At 44.2% G+C, this 17,602-nt stretch carries 16 protein-coding genes; 3 read left to right on the top strand and 13 right to left on the bottom strand.

The window, feature by feature from the left end; all coding sequences use genetic code 11:
* Positions 1-44: 44 nt before the first annotated feature.
* The 4 genes from KCTCHS21_RS17895 to KCTCHS21_RS17910 all read right to left on the bottom strand — a co-directional run bounded on the left by KCTCHS21_RS17895 (position 45) and on the right by KCTCHS21_RS17910 (position 3,394).
* Positions 45-1,040 (bottom strand): LLM class flavin-dependent oxidoreductase, encoded by a 996-nt coding sequence (locus tag KCTCHS21_RS17895; RefSeq protein WP_130611279.1) that lies wholly within the window; start codon positions 1,038-1,040, stop codon positions 45-47.
* Between the two features lie 178 nt (positions 1,041-1,218).
* On the bottom strand, positions 1,219-2,151 hold the full coding sequence (locus tag KCTCHS21_RS17900; protein WP_130611282.1) for a manganese-dependent inorganic pyrophosphatase: 933 nt from the start codon (positions 2,149-2,151) through the stop codon (positions 1,219-1,221).
* Positions 2,152-2,301: 150 nt separating this feature from the next.
* Positions 2,302-2,829: a methylated-DNA--[protein]-cysteine S-methyltransferase gene (locus tag KCTCHS21_RS17905; RefSeq protein WP_130611285.1), complete on the bottom strand. Its 528-nt coding sequence runs from the start codon at positions 2,827-2,829 to the stop codon at positions 2,302-2,304.
* Positions 2,819-3,394 carry a bifunctional transcriptional activator/DNA repair enzyme AdaA gene (locus KCTCHS21_RS17910; RefSeq protein WP_130611288.1) on the bottom strand — a complete coding sequence of 192 codons (576 nt, stop codon included), beginning with the start codon at positions 3,392-3,394 and terminating at the stop codon, positions 2,819-2,821. Before KCTCHS21_RS17910 ends, KCTCHS21_RS17905 begins: the two co-directional genes overlap by 11 nt.
* 143 nt (positions 3,395-3,537) lie before the next feature.
* On the opposite strand from KCTCHS21_RS17910, the gene KCTCHS21_RS17915 reads away from it, so the two are divergent.
* On the top strand, positions 3,538-4,434 hold the full coding sequence (locus tag KCTCHS21_RS17915) for a DNA-3-methyladenine glycosylase family protein (protein ID WP_130611291.1): 897 nt from the start codon (positions 3,538-3,540) through the stop codon (positions 4,432-4,434).
* A gap of 95 nt (positions 4,435-4,529) precedes the next feature.
* On the opposite strand, the gene msrB is transcribed toward KCTCHS21_RS17915, so the two are convergent.
* Positions 4,530-5,507 (bottom strand): peptide-methionine (R)-S-oxide reductase MsrB, encoded by a 978-nt coding sequence (gene msrB / locus KCTCHS21_RS17920; RefSeq protein WP_130611294.1) that lies wholly within the window; start codon positions 5,505-5,507, stop codon positions 4,530-4,532.
* Between the two features lie 225 nt (positions 5,508-5,732).
* Here msrB and KCTCHS21_RS17925 point away from each other — a divergent pair, with 225 nt between their 5' ends.
* Positions 5,733-6,578 carry an alpha/beta hydrolase gene (locus tag KCTCHS21_RS17925; protein ID WP_130611297.1) on the top strand — a complete coding sequence of 282 codons (846 nt, stop codon included), beginning with the start codon at positions 5,733-5,735 and terminating at the stop codon, positions 6,576-6,578.
* A gap of 927 nt (positions 6,579-7,505) precedes the next feature.
* Here KCTCHS21_RS17925 and KCTCHS21_RS17930 read toward each other — a convergent pair.
* From KCTCHS21_RS17930 to KCTCHS21_RS17950, 5 genes are all read right to left on the bottom strand, one after another.
* On the bottom strand, positions 7,506-9,122 hold the full coding sequence (locus KCTCHS21_RS17930; protein ID WP_130611300.1) for a family 10 glycosylhydrolase: 1,617 nt from the start codon (positions 9,120-9,122) through the stop codon (positions 7,506-7,508).
* 91 nt (positions 9,123-9,213) lie between these two features.
* Positions 9,214-9,810 carry a YdeI/OmpD-associated family protein gene (locus KCTCHS21_RS17935; protein ID WP_130611303.1) on the bottom strand — a complete coding sequence of 199 codons (597 nt, stop codon included), beginning with the start codon at positions 9,808-9,810 and terminating at the stop codon, positions 9,214-9,216.
* A 108-nt stretch (positions 9,811-9,918) separates the two neighbouring features.
* Positions 9,919-10,431, bottom strand: coding sequence for a hypothetical protein (locus tag KCTCHS21_RS17940; protein WP_130611307.1), 513 nt, complete (start codon positions 10,429-10,431; stop codon positions 9,919-9,921).
* Between the two features lie 278 nt (positions 10,432-10,709).
* Complete coding sequence (locus tag KCTCHS21_RS17945) at positions 10,710-11,114, bottom strand: DUF4265 domain-containing protein (RefSeq protein ID WP_130611310.1); 405 nt, start codon at positions 11,112-11,114, stop codon at positions 10,710-10,712.
* Between the two features lie 27 nt (positions 11,115-11,141).
* A complete protein-coding gene (locus tag KCTCHS21_RS17950) occupies positions 11,142-13,541 on the bottom strand; it encodes a transglutaminase domain-containing protein (protein WP_130611313.1) in 2,400 nt (799 codons plus the stop codon).
* A gap of 184 nt (positions 13,542-13,725) precedes the next feature.
* On the opposite strand from KCTCHS21_RS17950, the gene KCTCHS21_RS17955 reads away from it, so the two are divergent.
* Positions 13,726-14,487 (top strand): alpha/beta fold hydrolase, encoded by a 762-nt coding sequence (locus KCTCHS21_RS17955; protein ID WP_130611316.1) that lies wholly within the window; start codon positions 13,726-13,728, stop codon positions 14,485-14,487.
* A 140-nt stretch (positions 14,488-14,627) separates the two neighbouring features.
* Here the strand turns inward: KCTCHS21_RS17955 and KCTCHS21_RS17960 are convergent, their stop codons facing one another.
* From KCTCHS21_RS17960 to KCTCHS21_RS17970, 3 genes are read right to left on the bottom strand one after another with little or no spacing between them, the layout of a single operon-like run.
* Positions 14,628-15,818, bottom strand: coding sequence for a trans-sulfuration enzyme family protein (locus KCTCHS21_RS17960; RefSeq protein WP_130611319.1), 1,191 nt, complete (start codon positions 15,816-15,818; stop codon positions 14,628-14,630).
* A gap of 47 nt (positions 15,819-15,865) precedes the next feature.
* Positions 15,866-16,702 (bottom strand): carbohydrate ABC transporter permease, encoded by an 837-nt coding sequence (locus tag KCTCHS21_RS17965; RefSeq protein ID WP_130611322.1) that lies wholly within the window; start codon positions 16,700-16,702, stop codon positions 15,866-15,868.
* Positions 16,702-17,586 carry a carbohydrate ABC transporter permease gene (locus KCTCHS21_RS17970; protein ID WP_130611326.1) on the bottom strand — a complete coding sequence of 295 codons (885 nt, stop codon included), beginning with the start codon at positions 17,584-17,586 and terminating at the stop codon, positions 16,702-16,704. The genes KCTCHS21_RS17965 and KCTCHS21_RS17970 overlap by 1 nt, the downstream gene beginning before the upstream one ends.
* Positions 17,587-17,602: the final 16 nt, after the last annotated feature.

Consider the following 17,602-nt stretch of genomic DNA (forward strand, 5'->3'; position numbering starts at 1 on the left):
GTGTGGGCTTGATGGCTTTTCTCGTTGAAAAAAACGCTAAAATGTTATATCCCAAAGGCTTCAGCAACATGACGGTAGGACTGAACTCTTTTGTCAAAATCATGGATATGTGAAACGATCATCAGCTCATCTAGATGCATACGATCCGCATAACGCTTAAGCGCTTCCTTAACCTGACCAGGTGTGCCGATGAACCGTCTTGACCGCATCTGCTCAATCATCTGCAGCTCTACTGGTTGATACGGATAGTCTACTGCAGATTGCACCGATGGCAAGTAGCCAAGCTCCTGTCCGCTTAATAGCTTGAGGAAAAATAGCTCATTGCTCTTAGCGAGAAGACGAGCTTCCTCCTCCGTGTCACTGCAAATAACCATAACAGCGGCTAGCGCTTTGGGCTTGCTATTGTAAACCGACGGTCGGAAATAGGCAAAATAATGCTGGAGCGCTTCATCGCCAGCAGCTCCGAAAAACTGGGCAAAAGCATAAGCAGTCCCCTGCTCTGCCGCTATTTTAGCACTACCGTCGCTGGAGCCAAGCAGCCATAATTCTGGAACCGTTTCTGTCTGTGGGAATGCTCGCAATCCTGCAAAACGATGACTAGCCGGGTTCCTATCGTAAAGGTAATCGTTCAAATCCGTCACCTGCTGCGGATACAAATCAATATCTACACGTTTGTGCTCCTGCAACGCACGAGTCGCGATTGGCATTCCGCCAGGTGCCCGACCAAGGCCGACATCGATGCGACCGGGATGGAGCGCTTCCAACAGCTTGAAGTTTTCGGCAACTTTATATGAGCTATAATGCGCGAGCATTATTCCACCCGATCCAACCTTTATGGATTCTGTATGGGCGGCGATATGTGCAATGAGAACCTCTGGACTTGAGGAGGCTAAAGCTTGGGAGCCATGATGCTCAGACACCCAGAAGCGATGATACCCCATCTTCTCCGTTTCTTGGGCAAGCGCAACCGTTTCATTCAGCGCATCCTTCACGGTTCTTCCTTCATTTACATGGGAATGGTCAAGCACGCTCAATTTCATCGCTGTCTAACGCCCCTTTCTCCGTCGACCTAATTATACAAGCATAAACGGCTGACGCCGTCCTTTCACGGCGTTCAACGTTTATGTCGAGCGATCAGATGAGTATAAAGACATTGAAATTTATACTTTCTGATCGTACAAAAAAGCCCGCAGCAAAGCGCGGGCTCTCATCATCAAATTAACGTTTGTTGAAGATGTCCGTGAGAACAGGTACGATTTGTGATTTACGTGAAACAACGCCTTTAAGCACTGCTTTGTTGTCTTGAAGCTTAACATTGTAAGCTTGCTCTACAGCATCAGCTGCACGGCCAATAGCAAGACCAACAGAATCGTTGTTCAGAATGTCCGTCACGACGAACAAGAACAGATCCAATCCTTTTTCACTAATGATAGCTGTAAGAGCATCTTCTAGCTCAGCTTGCTTGGACAGAACATCATTCACATCCACAGCATTAACTTGAGCAATTTCTACCTTTGCGCTACCCATTTGGAATTCTTTTGCATCCAAGGAGATAAGCTGAGCAATGGTTTTGTCGCTAAGATCAGCGCCCGCTTTCAGCATATCCAATCCGTAGCTATCTGCGTCAACGCCAGCAATTTCTGCTAGCTCACGAGCAGCAGCAACGTCTTGTGCTGTGCAGGTAGGTGATTTGAACAACAAGGAATCGGAGATGATTGCAGAAAGCATCAACCCAGCAATTTCTTTAGGGATAGATTTTCCGTTTTCTTTGTAGAGCTTATTAAGAATAGTCGCAGTACAGCCAACTGGTTCAGCACGGTAATAAAGTGGAGCGCTTGTCTCGAAATTAGCAATGCGGTGGTGGTCGATAACCTCCAGCACAGTAACTTGATCGATATCAGACACGCTTTGTTGACGTTCATTGTGATCCACGAGAATAACGCCTTTAACTTCATTAGCAACCGTCTCAACAAGACGTGGTGCTTGAACGCCGAATTTATCAAGCGCGAATTGCGTTTCACCGCTAATAGAGCCTAGACGTACAGCTTCAACGTCTTCTCCTAGCTGTTTCTTCAAATCCGCATAGGCAATGGCGGAACAAATCGTATCCGTATCCGGATTTTTGTGACCGAAGATCAATACTTTGCTCATTTTCTTGCTCCTCATCTATTATTTTGGCGAGAAAAGTATAACTCAAATGGATAGGTATAATCAAGAAAAATGGCAATCTATTCATAATCTATTCCGATAGGCATACAGAAATTTTGCTCTACTTAATCATGAAAATCCGTATTTCAGGCTTCAATGCCTTCCCGCGCTCTCCAAACTAAGCAGCTGCTGCTTCATCGGAATTCCGCCTCGATAGCCTGTCATTCCGCCATTTTTACCAATAATCCGATGGCAGGGTGCGACGATTAATACGGGATTTTTGCCGATTGCTGAGCCAACTGCTCTTACTGATTTCGGGTTGTGAAGAATTTGTGCCACATCGAGATAGCTCACTGTTTGACCATAAGGCACTTGGCTCATCGCATCCCATACTGAACGCTGGAACGGAGTGCCCTGCAAATCCAAAGGTAGAGAAAATGAAGTTCGCTCCCCTTCCAAATACTCCTTCAGCTGTCGATGATACGGCTCCATGTGGGCTTCATCCTGAACCCATTCATAGCTCGGATAGCTTTTCTTAGCCCAATCCTTAACCACCTGCAATGACTGTTCCCATGAACCGACGTAGCACAGACCCTGCGAGGTAGCTGCAATAACCAGTTGTTCGGAGCCCTGCGTTAGATATGTCCAGTATAGGTAAGGAGCTTCTCCTTTATTCTCCATTCGGTGCACCTCCATTTGTTAATAAGTCTCTATTGTTTTTGCGATATAAGGACGGCGAGCATCCGACTCGACTTAGAAATTGGGTTGAAAAATGTGACGTGTTCGGTATCCCGACTGCGAGGGCGATTTCCGTTACGGAGAGAGTCGTATTCAAAAGTAGCTCGCGCGCTTTAGATATTCTTGTTTGAAGAAGATATTCAGCCGGCGAAACGCCCTGAATTCTTTTGAATGTGCGTTGAAGGTGATAGGGACTCCCATGAAAGATTTCGGCAAGCTTACCAAGCGTCAGCGGCTCCGCAAAGCGTGATTCAATGACTTGAATCATCTGCATTACCCATTCTTCATTAGGCAGCCTCCCGCCATCTGGCTTACACCGCTTGCAGGGTCGGAAGCTTGCTGATAAAGCCTCTGCACTATTTTGAAATAACCTAACATTCGATCTTACGGGTACTCGTGATTTACATGAGGGTCGACAGAAAATGCCCGTTGTCATGACTCCATAATAAAATTTACCGTCATATGAGGCATCGTTCAGGACGATTGCCTGCCACAATTCATCATTCATCCTGTCACCTCCACATTCAGTATACCCCGAACGATTCGTACATGTTAGCTATTAGAGATGAAAGCGCAAGATTACCAAAGTGAGTGGGGGAGATTTTATGGTACAACTAGTTTAGAATGATGTCATTGAAGGAGGTGTCCGGAATGAGTCAAATAATAAAAATCCCCGTCCCTACAGAATTCTTATTTTCCGTCAACTTAGATTACTTATCCCGTTCGCCCGATGAATGCTTGTACCAAATACGCGAGGATAAGCTATATAAGGCTATTCTAGTTGGGGACTCTACGGCTTTGTTTGAAGTTAGCGAGGAAAATAACTGTCTAGTCATTCGGTCCATTGAGGAAAATGTAGCTTGGAGCATCGAGGTACAGGAAGCGATTATCGCCTACGTTAGGGAGTGGTTCGATCTCGATAACGATTTGGCTCCGTTCTACCTCATGTCAGGGCAAGATGCCGTATTACAAGGTGTTGTTGCTCGATTGTACGGACTTCGAAATATGGGTATACCCGATTTGTTCGAGGCATTGTGCTGGGGCATTATTGGTCAACAAATTAATTTGGCTTTTGCCTATACCCTTAAGCGACGCTTCGTTGAAACATTCGGGAAGCCGGTAAAGGCTGGCGAACACACTTATTGGTTATTTCCGACTCCTCAGGATATCGCTAAGCTAACTGTTGATGATATAGCTGCATTGAAAATGACCTCCAAAAAGTCCGAGTATCTTATCGGGGTTGCCCAGCTTATAGTCGATGGTCGGATAAGTAAGGAAGGTCTATTGGAAGCAGACAGCTTCAAAACAGCCGAAAAAATGCTTGTGTCGATACGCGGAATAGGCCCTTGGACTGCGAATTATGTGCTCATGAGATGCTTGAGATATCCTGCCGCCTTCCCGATTGACGATGTAGGCCTTCACAATGCCATTAAATCCGTCCTAGAGCTTCAACAGAAACCAACCGTCTCGCAAATCAAAGAGCTTGCAATCGGCTGGACGAATTGGGAAGCTTACGCTACCTTCTATCTGTGGCGTGTCCTGTATTGATGTTTCAGAAATGTCGAAAAGCCTGCAAAACCACGTCTTCAGGTGGCTTTGCAGGCTTTTTGGTTATATGGTTATGTGGTTATGTGGATATACTATTAATCGTCTATTTCCGGTAAATACCGTCCATAGCCCTCTTGCTCCAGCTGATCCTTCGGGATAAACCTAAGCGAAGCAGAGTTGATGCAGTAGCGAAGTCCGCCCGGCTTCGGTCCATCATTGAACACATGTCCTAGATGGGAGTCCGCTTCTCTGCTTCTTACCTCTGTCCTTAGCATGCCATGACTAACATCCTGATGTTCATGAATATTGCCGTCATGTAACGGCTTCGAGAAGCTAGGCCAGCCACAGCCGGCGTCGAATTGATCACGTGAGCTGAATAGCGGCTCCCCTGATACAATATCCACATACAGTCCCTGCTCCGTATTATTATAAAATTCATTGCGGAAAGGGTGCTCAGTAGCATTGTTCTGAGTGACCTCGAATTGAATAGGAGTTAGACGCTTACGCAGCTCTTCCTTATCTTTTTCAGTGTTCCAGCTCTTTTTGATGAATGCGTCTCTGCCCGAACCACTGCGGTAGGACTTGTATCTCAGCGGATTTTTATGATGATAATCCTGATGATAATCCTCTGCCGCATAGAATACTTCAGCAGGTTCAAGTGTGACAGCAATCGGCTTATCAAATCTTCCACTATTCTGTAAAGCTTCTTTAGAAGCTAACGCTTCCTCATGCTGCTTCTCATTGTGATAGAAAATGGCTGGTCGGTAGGACGAGCCTCTATCGTGGAATTGTCCGCCACCATCGGTCGGATCAACTGAGCGCCAGTAAATATCGAGAAGCTTACTGTATGGGAATAATTCTGGATCGAACGTAATTTGCACTGCTTCTGCATGACCTGTTGTCTCCGAGCATACTTCTTCGTACGTTGGATTAACTGTATGTCCTCCCGTATAGCCTGAGACGACTTTTAGAATACCCGGAAGCTCCTCGAAAGGTGTAACCATACACCAGAAGCAGCCTCCGGCGAATGTAGCGAGTTGCGCTCCGACTTTGTTGTTATCGTTATTTTCCATATAAAGTCTCCTCTCCATTTACAATTAAACATGTCGTATTATTCTATTGTAATCATAAATCACTCTCGTTTCCAATGAGGAAGCTAAAAGTTATTCATTTTCAGTTCAGTGATACGAATTATTTTAGCACAAAAAGCGGATTGGTTGATCCAACTTTAGCATTATCGATTATGATAGAAGTAATTGTTACTGATTCGATTGAAGTTTATTTAGGGGGAAAATAGCATGAGCTGCAGCAATATGGAATGGGTTTGTGCGGACGGTACTCGAATGTTTGCTTGCGAATGGACGCCGGATACACGGGGAGAAGCCCGGGCGGTTATCGGTCTCGTTCACGGGATGGGTGAGCACATGGGCCGTTATGCGCACGTGGCGGAAATGTTCAATTCAGAGGGCTATCCCGTATTGGGATTTGACCAAAGGGGTCATGGTAAAACAGCTGGCAAGCGTGGTCATGTTTCTTCCTATGATGGGCTGCTTGAAGGTGTGGATTTATTAGTCGCTGAGGCACAACGTAAGTATCCGGGTGTCCCTCTATTCTTATACGGTCATAGCATGGGCGGAAATGTTACACTCAATTACTTATTAAAAAGACAGCCAAAGCTTGCTGGAGCCATCGTCACTGGCCCGTGGTTGAAATTGGCATTCAAGCCCCCTTCCCTGCAAGCCACAATTGGTAAAATAATTGAAAGAATTTACCCCAAATATACGAACAATCGCCCGATGGTTGCGGAAAGTCTTACCACTGATCCGGAGATGATCAAGCGATATGTAAGCGATCAGCTCGGGCATGGTCAAATTACCGCGAAGTTTTTCTTTGGTGTACAAAGAGCCGGCCTTTGGGCATTAAATCATGCTCAGGACTTGAAGGTTCCTTTGCTACTCATGCACGGAGGCGATGACCGCGTAACCTCAATCCATGCCAGCCTACAATTTGCGGAGCACACGAAAGCTCTAACCACTTGGCTAGAATGGCCCGGCTACAAGCACGAGCTACATAACGAAACAGGACGGGAAGAAGTCTTCGCCGTCATCCGTGACTGGCTAAACAAGCAACTGGCCGACCAGTAGCGGAGAATTGAGCAGAGGTGCCGACTATCTACTCTCCAATACGCGCCTCTACTAGGGAGTTAGTCGGCCTCTCCGCCTATCTTCTCTTCAAAACGCGCCTCTGCTAGGGAGTTAATCGGCCTCTCCGCCTATCTACTCTCCAATTCGCATCTCTCCTTCGGATTTAGTCGGTCCCTCCGCCTATCTACTCTCCAATACGCGCCTCTACTGGGGATTTAGTCGGTCCCTCCGCTTATCTTCCCTCCAATACGTGCCTCTACTGGGGATTTAGTCGGTCTCGCCGCTTATCTCCTTCATCAAACCGTTCCGCTGATGGGAATTAATCGGTGCCTCCGCCTATCTTCCTTCCAATATGTGCCTCTACTGGGGATTTAGTCGGTGCCTCCGCCTATCTACTCCACCACACTACGCAGCTACTGGGAATTAGTCGGTCTCTCCGCTTATCTTCCCTCCAATACGTGCCTCTACTGGGAATTAGTCGGTCTCTCCGCCTATCTATTCTCCATTACGCGCCTCTACTGGGGAGTTAGTCTGTCCCTCCGCCTATCTGCTCTCCAATACGCGCCGCTGATGCGAATTAGTCGGTCTCTCCGCTTATCTTCTCTCCAATACGCATCTCTTCTGCGGAGTTAGTCGGCCTCTCCGCTTATCTTCTCTCCAATACGCGCCTCTACTACGGATTTAGTCGGTCCCTCCGCTTATCTACTCTCCAAAGCGCGCCTCTACTACGGATTTAGTCGGTCCCTCCGCTTATCTCTTTCCAAAACGTCCCGCTGCTTGGGATTTAGTCGGTCCCTCCGCCTATCTCCTTCACCACACCGCATCTCTCCTGCGGGTTTAGTCCGAGCGCCCAAAAAAAATAAGCTGCCCAAAAGTCGTCGCTTCTGGGACAGCTTATTCGTATTAGTATTCTCCTCACTAAATCTCTTAAAGCTTATAGTAGGATTTCAGCAACGGGATAAGGCCTAGCGGGTTTTTCCGCAAATGATTTGCGCTGAAGAAAATATCACCTTTAATTATTTCTGAATATTGTTCATTATAAATAAGCTGATTAATGATTTCTTGCGCATTACTCCAATCCGCTGCATCCTTGCTGCCGAGCTTGTAAGGTGCGTGGCCGATATAGAGATCGACTCCCGTTCCTTTGACCTCATTAACCCACCAATCGACTAACTTATCATACCGCGCTGCAGAAAATGTAAGGCTCCAATAAATTTGTGGAACGACATAATCGATCCAGTCTTGTTTAATCCAAGTCCGCACGTCCGCATACATACTATCGTAAGCCGTCACGCTCGCCTTTGTATCTGAGCCACTTTTGTCTTTCGCTAGGTTCCTCCATACACCGAACGGACTAATTCCAAACTGTAGCTTCGGCTTAGACTGGTGTATTGATTTACCTAACTGCTGAACAAATTGATTAATATTATCCCGACGCCAGTCTTCCTTGTTCAAAATCGAACCACTATTATTAGTCAAGTAAGTAATATCATCCGCGAAGATACCACTAGAAGGATAGAAATAATCATCAAGATGAACACCGTCAATGTCATAATTATTTACAACTTCCATAATGACATCTATGATATGCTGTCGTGCGTCTGGAATGCCGGGATTTATGTACATAATAGTGCCGGATGTCACGATCCATTCCGGGTGGGTAATCGCCACATGGTTAGGAGCTAGATTTTCCGTCTTCACTTCCGTGTTAGCTCTGAACGGATTAAACCAAGCATGAAACTCCATTCCCCGTTTGTGCGTCTCCTCAATCATGAATGCTAGGGGATCATAATCCGGTGCTAGTCCCTGTTTTCCGGTTAAGTATTTCGACCAAGGTACAAGCGCTGACTTGTAGAAGCTATCTGCAGAAGGACGTACTTGTACGAATACGGAGTTCATCCCTACAGCCTGTAGCTCATCCAGCATTTGAACATATTCCTGTTGCTGCTTAGCCGATTTGCCATAGGATCCACTGGAAGGCCAATCTAAGTTATAGACCGTAGATACCCAAGCTCCATTAAGAAGTTTTTTCTCAGTCGAGCCGTCCCCATTTCCATTTCCATTTCCATTACCACTGCCATTACCGTTATCAATATCATTATTGGATTGAAGATTAATAGTTTGCAAAGCTTGATTCCAGGCTACAAGCAGTCCCAGCTGATTACTCACAAAACGTAGCGGAACCACAATGCGACCATTAATTAGCTGAACGGAAGTGTCTAAGCTAATGCTCTGCCCGTTAACCAACACATTTTTCTGCCCTACCGTCATGATGAGCGTTAAATCTGATTTTGTAATAGTAGCTGTTTTCGTATTTTGCTCCCATGATGCACCTGCACCAAGATTTTTGGTTATGACCGTTAGAGGCACCATCGTAATATTTACTTTAGGAATGATGTAAGGTGCAGCCTCTGAGTTGATTTGATTCCCATCCAGATAAATACGTATTACTGTTGGTTCTTTTGCAAAAGAGGTATCTCCTAATACAGGCAAAAACAGGACAATAGATAATAGAGTGTACAAAATACGGTAAAACAGCTTCATAAAACAATCCTCCAAAGTTAGTCTCATTACAATCCTACATTGCGATGTAACCATTAGACGCTCTAGAGTGACATTTGTTTCATTATTCGACTTAATTAGCGCTTTTGGACCATGTAAACATAGCTAATAGCTTCCCTGCTTCACTATCTTGAATTAACGTTGCCAGCCTCTTGAGCCTCGTTTCCTCTCTCTTGGCCCCATTTATCCACCAAATTGCCGATTTACGATACCGTGGAGATTGATTTTGAAAGAAGTCCCATGCCTTTTGATTAGCCATAAGCTGTTGCTCGTATTTGGGATCGAGCACAACATTCTCATCCTTCTGCTCATGCATATAGATAGCCGACTTTTCCAGCTTACGTCTCCCGAAAGCTGCTAGCCCCGCCGGACGCATCAGCCCTTGCTCAGTTAAATGTTCAACACGAGCAATATTAACCGCACTCCAAATACTGTTCGCTTTTCTCGGCGTAAACCGGATCGTGTAGCTTTCTTCGTCTCTACCTTTGCGAACGCCATCAATCCAGCCGTAGCACAACGCTTCATCCACAGATTCAGGCCAAGTCATGCTAAGCTTTCCCGAGCCTTTCTTATAAAATAGAACCAACAAATGAGACACTTGCTCATGGTTATCATTAAGCCAGATCCGCCACTCTGCAGGTGAAGGGAAATACAAGACTTGATCATCCATTACAACAAAACACCTCAACTTTATTTATTCATTAGTTCTAATGTACACCATCCGGTACACACATAAAAGCCAACACCCCTACTCTGGTGTTGGCTCTCGTTTATTCCCTTAAGGAATAAATTGCTGTACGATTTTCGTAATTTTATTATTCTCAATGGTTAGATGGTAAGGGTAGTCTTTCAAATTCATTTCGGAGCTATCGGAGAGCAGAGTCAGAAATTTACTCAAGTCAATCTGCTCATTCCAATTCGTAGTGGCTTCTTCAATTTTACCCGTGCGATTATAGATTTGCATATATATTTTGACATCGTCTGCTACTTCTAATGTTTGCAGCTGTGTGTCATCATTTACAATATAATAGCCGTCCGGAGCTTCCGTCATATCAGGATCCTGCTCCTTCTCGCGAAACACCTTATTAGCTTCCTCACCTTCATACCATTCTATGAAGTCGGCTTTAATATAGGTTTTACCATCTTGCTGATAGATTTGATCAATGTACGAGGCTTGCGTCTGCGAGTTTCTAGGGACAGGAGTATAATCGCTTGTATTTGCATGAATAAATCCGAGAGACACGAACCCCAACAACACGGCTGCAAGACTGAGAATCATTTTGTTAACCATAACCGCATTCTCTCCTTCTGGGGCACGGACTTGCTGCCCACACTATCCTTTATCCATTAGACGTAAGTTTCAAACAGAAGGTTTCATGTCCACAGCAAAATTATTAAATTTTTTTAACTTTTGTGAATTTGAATCCGAAAGGGCATGCGAATGCTTGCAGAACCGTTGAAAACCCACCCATTAAACGTATTATGCCGAAGTGCCTTTTAGTCTGGATCGCACAAAAAAAGCCCGCATAAGCGAGCTTTTTTTGTTATTCAGAATGCATCTTTCACATTCTATAAACCTATAATTCTATTCATCTCATCGTGGATCTCATAGGGCGCATCCTTCGGTATATTGACGATAAACACACCGCCAAACACATGCTCCCACCGTCCATGTAAAGCCGTAATCCGACTCTTCACTGCATCAAGCTGTTGCGAATCTGTTGCTTCTTTACTTAACAGCCAAGAAAACCGATTGTAATCGGATGTACGAACAGTTTCAAGATAAACATAAGTATCTGGCTCTTCCCTGACAAGTATCGTATCTCCGAATGCAACAAGCTCTGTGAATATCGGGTTTTCTTCTATTCTATAGAGGCTGTCTCCAACCTGAATGACGTCGATGACTTCAATCTCTCGACTGTCTTCGGTAAACCGAATAGGTAGCTGCTGAATGTTACGAATAGGTCCCTTCACGCTCCTTCACTTAATCCCTTTATAGGATTACAGCTCTATAATAATATAGTTACCTATATCATATAAGGTTGCTTTTTCTAATCGATCGTTCGCGATCTCTTTAAACACATTCCTCGTTGCAGCCATAATTTTATCATCATCTATCTTGGCTAACATACGTACGGAAATAACCGGCTGCCCTTGCTTTAATAGCTCGGCTAGCTTGGTCTTGTATGCAGGCAACGTTTTGATCTCCAAATCATTAACAACATAGTAATCATTAACGTTCGTAATTCCAATAAGATCGCTTAGCTCATCATCAAGCCAATACAATTCATCCGATACATAATCTAAGCTCTCAGCGGTTTTGTCACTGGAGTTATACAGTAAGTAAGGAACCCCTGCATTCGTTCGTCCGTTCGTTGGATCTACGTTCAACCATTCTGTACCTATTTTAACCTTATTCCAAGCATGAGGGACATCGCCCATTCTTCCTGTTACTACGATGGTATCAATTCCGGCTAAATCAGCAAGCAGCTTATATGAGTAGGCGTAGCTCATACAAACTCCAACTTTGTTCACCATAATACCGTATGTCGTGAATGAATCATTATACTTATCATCTACAGTCCGGTAATTATTTTTCTTAGCACTCTCTAATGCAGCATCATCGTACTTTGTGTTGCTATCCAAATAGTCATATATAGCTTTGCGCTTTTCCTCATCGCTCATGCTTGGTGTAATAACCTTAGCGACAACTTTCTTAGCCTCAGTAACAACACTCTTCTGCTTCTTTTTCATCACATCAGTGGAATCCTCGTACTTAATTCTAAGCGTCAGTGTACGATAGTTGTAGCCGTAGCTTTTCACCCCTATTATTAAGGGGTTCTGATACATGACCTTTTGCATCGTATCGATTAAGGTTTCCGAATTTTGTGCTTCTGGAAAAGCTTTGAGTGATATCTTCTCCTGTCCGGCGATCATACTTCTGGCAAGATACTCTTCAATTGCAGAGTCCGCGTTTAACTCTACCTCACTCAGGATATCCGGATTAGAAATCACTCCCTGATTTCCCTCTTTAACTTGTTTACTCGTATTATTTCTCTGCTTGTCTATTAAGTCGAATGCAGATTTGGGAGAATTGCCCTTATCAGTAGAATTCTCATCCTCAATGATTGTCGGCAAATCTGGAGTAGGCACATAATCTGTCGTATTGACAGGTTCAATATACCCCGCGCTCGACTCCTGAGTATGACTGTTCTCGAATGCCTCTTTGTCCTTCTTGGTCACATTCCAAACATTCACGTAACCCTTTAATGCCGTTCCTTTCACATGAAAACGAACACTTGGTTCTCTAAATTCACCTAATTCTATCGTTGAAGTTTCCCAAATGATATCTTTTGTGACAATGGAGCCATTTAAGAACTTTACTTTCATTTTCTTAGGCAGCTCGGATAGCGTTTCATAGGATGTAAAATGAACGATGTCGACTGGGTCCACCGGAAGCTTATTTGACAAGGCATGCGTGCTTACAGCAGCGCTAAAGTTGGACTCCTTGCGCCCCTTAATGGCTGTAACATAATAATCTCCGCCGACCGAATAGTTCTGACCCGATATATATCCGTCCTCATCACCATTAATGCTACCCTTACCAAAGAAATCAATATACTCTGTATTATGGACAGTACCGTATAATAAAGGATATTGATCCGCATATCCTTCCTTCGCCCCGGAAATCGCGTCATTAAATTCATTACTTTTCACCCTGTTGCTATTGTAGACTTTATACCCGTCCACACCTTCAATCGCATCCCATACTAGCTTAAAACGTCCATCTGCGCTAATTTCATATCTAAGGTTAGGGACAGGAACCTCGGACTTGACGGTAAAAGGAATAATGATAGGTTGTTCAAGCTTTGTTGGTGTGCTGGCTTCCATATCATAGTTAATACGAATGTAATAGATTGGGGCATTCCCCCAATATCCATCGTAGCCGCCATAGGTTTCCGTAGATACCAAAACACCGATTAAGGGCTTAACTTCAAGCACCGACTTATTATTTTTATCGTCCAAGTAATCTGTGAGAGTATCAATCTCACTTTTGCGCAAAGCTTTGATGTCTGTATGAACGGAAATAACATCCTCGGGCTTAATGCCCGTAATATCCGATTTAAAGCTAAATTTGAATGCCTCATCGCGTTTGACATTGTACAGGGGCATCACTGCGTTATTCGTTTCTGTTTTATATTTCTTCTTTAAATCTAATACAGTCAAACCGCCATTGGAATTCGCAGATCCTTCTGTATTCTGAATGGGAGATTTGCTTTCCTTTTCCACGCTATCTTTCCGCACATTATCTTTCTCAGCAACCTTACCCGAATCTGATCCGCCCATACATCCCGTAAGAACGACACACATAACCAATAAGCCTATAATTAACCTCTTCAAACCCTACACCTACCGTTTCATCGCTCTATGTTAGTAAACTAGTAATATTCTATATATTACCACACCCTATCTAATTTGGCTGTCATTCCCTTCCTATTCTCTTTCTGACTTCATATGAAAATAACCTTTTGGGCGCTTCCCGCATAGAATGTAGCACTTGAATCACCAAGGGAGATGAATATCGATGTATCATTATTATAGCTATCGTGAGCAGCCTCTTACCTTCGTGCTCATTCACGGCTCGTGGGCGGATGCCAGCTTTTGGGACGGAATAGCGGCACATTTGCGCCAAATGGGTCATATTGTCTATACACCAGAGTACCCCGGACACGGCGCTGACCCCAATAAAAATGTCACTCACGAGATGTTAACCAAATCTATTGTCAATTTCATAATCGCGAATCAATTGAGAGATATTGTCCTTGTTGGACATAGCTTTGGCGGAACTCTCATTCAGAAGGTCGCAGAAATCGTTCCAGACCGAATTAGAAGACTTGTTTTTTTAGATGCCTTTGTTCTCCTAGACGGTGAGAGCGTAGTAGATGAATTTCAAGCGGGCACACGGGCAACTTTCGAGCAGCTTAGAAAAAACAGTAAGAACGATACGATCATGCTGCCCTTTCCGATTTTCCGTGAAACCTTCGTTAACTTAGCTAGCTTAGGCTTAGCCCAACAAATATATGATCAAGTATCGCCTGAGCCTGCAAAGCCTCTATTCGAAAAGCTAGATCTGAAGAAGTTTTATACGCTTAATACCCCTCGTAGCTATGTTTACCTCACAGAGGATACAGCATTGCCTCAAGGCAATGACGTAGGATGGCATCCGCACATGTCCAACAGACTAGGCTTGTTCCGTTTCATTCAAGGAAACGGAGATCACATCTCAACGGCTAAAACCCACCCTGCCTATTTAGCAAACAAATTATATGAGGCTGGAAGGGATTAAGGTGTAGCGGTAGCTTGTACCCTGGCATACAAAAAAGCTCAAGCATGAATGACCTCTGCTTGAGCTTTTTTATATGCCAGGATTAGGCTTAAATCGTTTAGCTACTCTGCCAGTAGCCTACTCTTCTAATCTATCTTCCTTTATAGGCTAGCTAACGCCTGATTAAAGTCTTCCATTAAATCATCGATATCCTCGAGCCCAACAGATATCCTAGCGGTGTGCTCTAATCGGGTTTCATGCTCGGTGCGAGTTTTCTGTTCAGGATTAATGCCTAGACCCGGGGAATAAATTAGACTTTCGAAGCCTCCCCAGCTCACGCCGATTTGAAATAGCTTCAGATTGTTCATTAGCTTTGCTACAGCAGATGGACCTCCATGTAGCTCAAAGCTGAACAAACCCGTACTCCCACTAAACTGTTTTACCGCAAGCTCATGCTGCTCATGCTGCTCCAGCAGTGGGAGATTAACTCTGCTGACTTGAGGGTGCTGGCTAAGCATAAGCGCAATTTGCATTGCGGATTCGGCATGCTGCTTCATACGTAGTCCGAATGTCTTCAGTCCACGAGTAAGCAGCCATGCCTCCAGCGGTGCTAATGTAGCCCCAAGTAATGCAATCTCATTGTTCGCTATGGCGTCGATCCGCTCTTGCGAAGCAATGACTACGCCAGCAGTCACATCACTGTGACCTGACAAATATTTGGAAGCGGAATGAATGACGATGTCAATGCCCCATTCAATGGGGCGCATAGTTGCAGGTGTTGCACAAGTGTTATCCATTACCGTTAGTAATTGATGTTCCTTGGCGATTTGGACGACAGCCGGAATATCGAACACATCCATGAAGAAGGTTGAAAACCCTTCACAATACAGCATTTTCGTATTCGGCTTAATCGCTGCTTGTACCTGGTCTAATTGTCTGAAATCCACGAAATCAGCAGTAATACCAAACTTAGGCAAGTAGTTCTGAAGCAGCTGATATGTGCCATTGTATATCGGATAGCTGCACACCACATGGTCGCCTTGGCTCAAGCAGTGAAGCAACGTAGAGGAAATCGCCGCCATTCCTGAAGTGAACAGCTTAGCCGCTTCTCCCTTTTCCAACGCCGCTAGCTTCTTCTCTGCTATCTGCTGAGTAGGATTAGAAATTCTTGAATAATAATAAGTTTCTTCCTGCCATTGCGATTGTTGGAATGCCTCATACGAATCAAATGTAAAAAGTGTATTAATAAATACGGGTGGAACAACCGCTCCTAGAAACGTTTCATCCCCATAGTGGGCAAGAATGGTCTGCATACCTGCATCCTTGGTTTTTTTGCCTAATTGCTTACTCATCTTGTCCTCTCCACCCTCTACCTCTATCTATTCAAACTTATCGAGTGTTATCCTTTAACAGCTCCGTCTGTCAGTCCATCTACAACAAAACGCTGTACAATTGCAAACATAATTAATGAAGGAACAAGCGCCATAACAGCACCAGCTGTCATTACTCCCCAGTTGACATCATAGTTCTGTACGAACATAGAAAGCCCAACAGGAATCGTCTTAAATTCATCACTGCTAATAAACATGATGGCACAGAGCAATTCATTCCAAGCTCCGATAAATGCGAATACGAAGGTAGCTACAATTCCAGGAAGCATAATCGGTAGCACGACCCGGAAGAGTGCCCGCAGCTTGCTACAGCCGTCGATTAAAGCCGCTTCCTCTAAATCTACCGGTATTCTATCGAAGAAGCTTCGCATGAGTATTAGACAGAATGGAATATTACCCACGATATAAATCATGATCAAGCCGCCTAGATTGTTCATTAAACCAATCTTGCTGAACAGAATAACGGTTGGAATCATAACCATTACACCGGGAATCATTTGGGTTAGCAATAAGCCATACACAGCCATTTGCTTCCCTCTGAATTTATAACGTGCTAGCGCGTATCCACCTAGAATCGCGAAGCAGGTTGTGAATAATCCAGTTCCTAACGACACGAGAACACTGTTTTTCAGAAAAACATCGAAATTAGAGGATTGCCATAATACTCTGTAGTTGTCTAATGTGAAATTTTTGGGCCAGTATTGAATGTCTGTAGTAAGGATATCCAGTTTCGGCTTCAAGGAAGTAATAAATAGCCAGTAGAATGGCAGAAGGACCCCGAGTAGAAACATAGTAAGTATTAATACACGAGATATCGTAATCAAGGCGCGTTGGGTTCTAATCATCAGAAATTACCCGCCTTCTCGAATTTAGTCGCCCTCATGAACAGGTAGCAGAATACGATCAACAGCGCCATGAAGAACAGACCGATTGCCGATGCTTGACCATAATCCAAAGTGGCATACGCTTTCATGAACATGTAGGAAGAAAGAATATTAGAGGAATTAGCTGGTCCTCCAGCCGTCATAATATAGATGAGATCAGCTGCGGCAAATACCCATATTGTCCGTAGTAATAAAGTAAGTACAATCGTTTGCTTAATGTAGCTGAAAGTAATATGCCAGAACTTAGACCATATCCCAGCACCATCGATAGAAGCAGCTTCGTACAAATCCTCAGGTATAGACTGCATGGCTGCAAGCAGCATGATGGCAAAGAAAGGAACTCCATACCAAATCATCGTCAGAATAACGGTGTACAGTGCTAGATTAGGATCGGATAAGAAATAGATTTTGTTCTCAATAATGCCCCATTTCATTAACAAGTCATTAACTGGACCATATTCGGCATTTAGCAACCAACGGAAGGTTAAGCCTACTACGAACGAGGATACCGCCCAAGGCAGAAATACAATCGCTTGGTAGAAGTTTCTTCCTGGGAATGGTTTTCTTAACGCCAAGGCTAAAATAAATCCTAGAACAAACTGCCCGCCTACTGTGAGTACAACCCACAGAAATGAATTGCGGAGAACCATACCGAAATTGGCGTCTTGAAAAACCGCTTTGAAGTTAGCTATCCCATTGAAGCCAATATCATTCGGAGCGGTAAGCTTATAGCTTTGAAAGGCATATAAGAAGGAGCTCAGCAAAGGGTAGATTAGGAAAATAAACAAAAGAAGAAAGCTTGGAGCTAGCATAAAGTAAGGCTCTTTTGATCTAAATCGTTTCATTAGAGGAATCCTCCTT

Source organism: Cohnella abietis, from assembly GCF_004295585.1.
Lineage (GTDB): Bacteria > Bacillota > Bacilli > Paenibacillales > Paenibacillaceae > Cohnella > Cohnella abietis.

Coding starts and splice junctions, on each gene's coding strand:
- KCTCHS21_RS17895 (WP_130611279.1), bottom strand. CDS start 1,040: ATGAAATTGAGCGTGCTTGACCATTCCCATGTAAATGAAGGAAGAACC.
- KCTCHS21_RS17900 (WP_130611282.1), bottom strand. CDS start 2,151: ATGAGCAAAGTATTGATCTTCGGTCACAAAAATCCGGATACGGATACG.
- KCTCHS21_RS17905 (WP_130611285.1), bottom strand. CDS start 2,829: ATGGAGAATAAAGGAGAAGCTCCTTACCTATACTGGACATATCTAACG.
- KCTCHS21_RS17910 (WP_130611288.1), bottom strand. CDS start 3,394: ATGAATGATGAATTGTGGCAGGCAATCGTCCTGAACGATGCCTCATAT.
- KCTCHS21_RS17915 (WP_130611291.1), top strand. CDS start 3,538: ATGAGTCAAATAATAAAAATCCCCGTCCCTACAGAATTCTTATTTTCC.
- msrB (WP_130611294.1), bottom strand. CDS start 5,507: ATGGAAAATAACGATAACAACAAAGTCGGAGCGCAACTCGCTACATTC.
- KCTCHS21_RS17925 (WP_130611297.1), top strand. CDS start 5,733: ATGAGCTGCAGCAATATGGAATGGGTTTGTGCGGACGGTACTCGAATG.
- KCTCHS21_RS17930 (WP_130611300.1), bottom strand. CDS start 9,122: ATGAAGCTGTTTTACCGTATTTTGTACACTCTATTATCTATTGTCCTG.
- KCTCHS21_RS17935 (WP_130611303.1), bottom strand. CDS start 9,810: ATGGATGATCAAGTCTTGTATTTCCCTTCACCTGCAGAGTGGCGGATC.
- KCTCHS21_RS17940 (WP_130611307.1), bottom strand. CDS start 10,431: ATGGTTAACAAAATGATTCTCAGTCTTGCAGCCGTGTTGTTGGGGTTC.
- KCTCHS21_RS17955 (WP_130611316.1), top strand. CDS start 13,726: ATGTATCATTATTATAGCTATCGTGAGCAGCCTCTTACCTTCGTGCTC.
- KCTCHS21_RS17960 (WP_130611319.1), bottom strand. CDS start 15,818: ATGAGTAAGCAATTAGGCAAAAAAACCAAGGATGCAGGTATGCAGACC.
- KCTCHS21_RS17965 (WP_130611322.1), bottom strand. CDS start 16,702: ATGATTAGAACCCAACGCGCCTTGATTACGATATCTCGTGTATTAATA.
- KCTCHS21_RS17970 (WP_130611326.1), bottom strand. CDS start 17,586: ATGAAACGATTTAGATCAAAAGAGCCTTACTTTATGCTAGCTCCAAGC.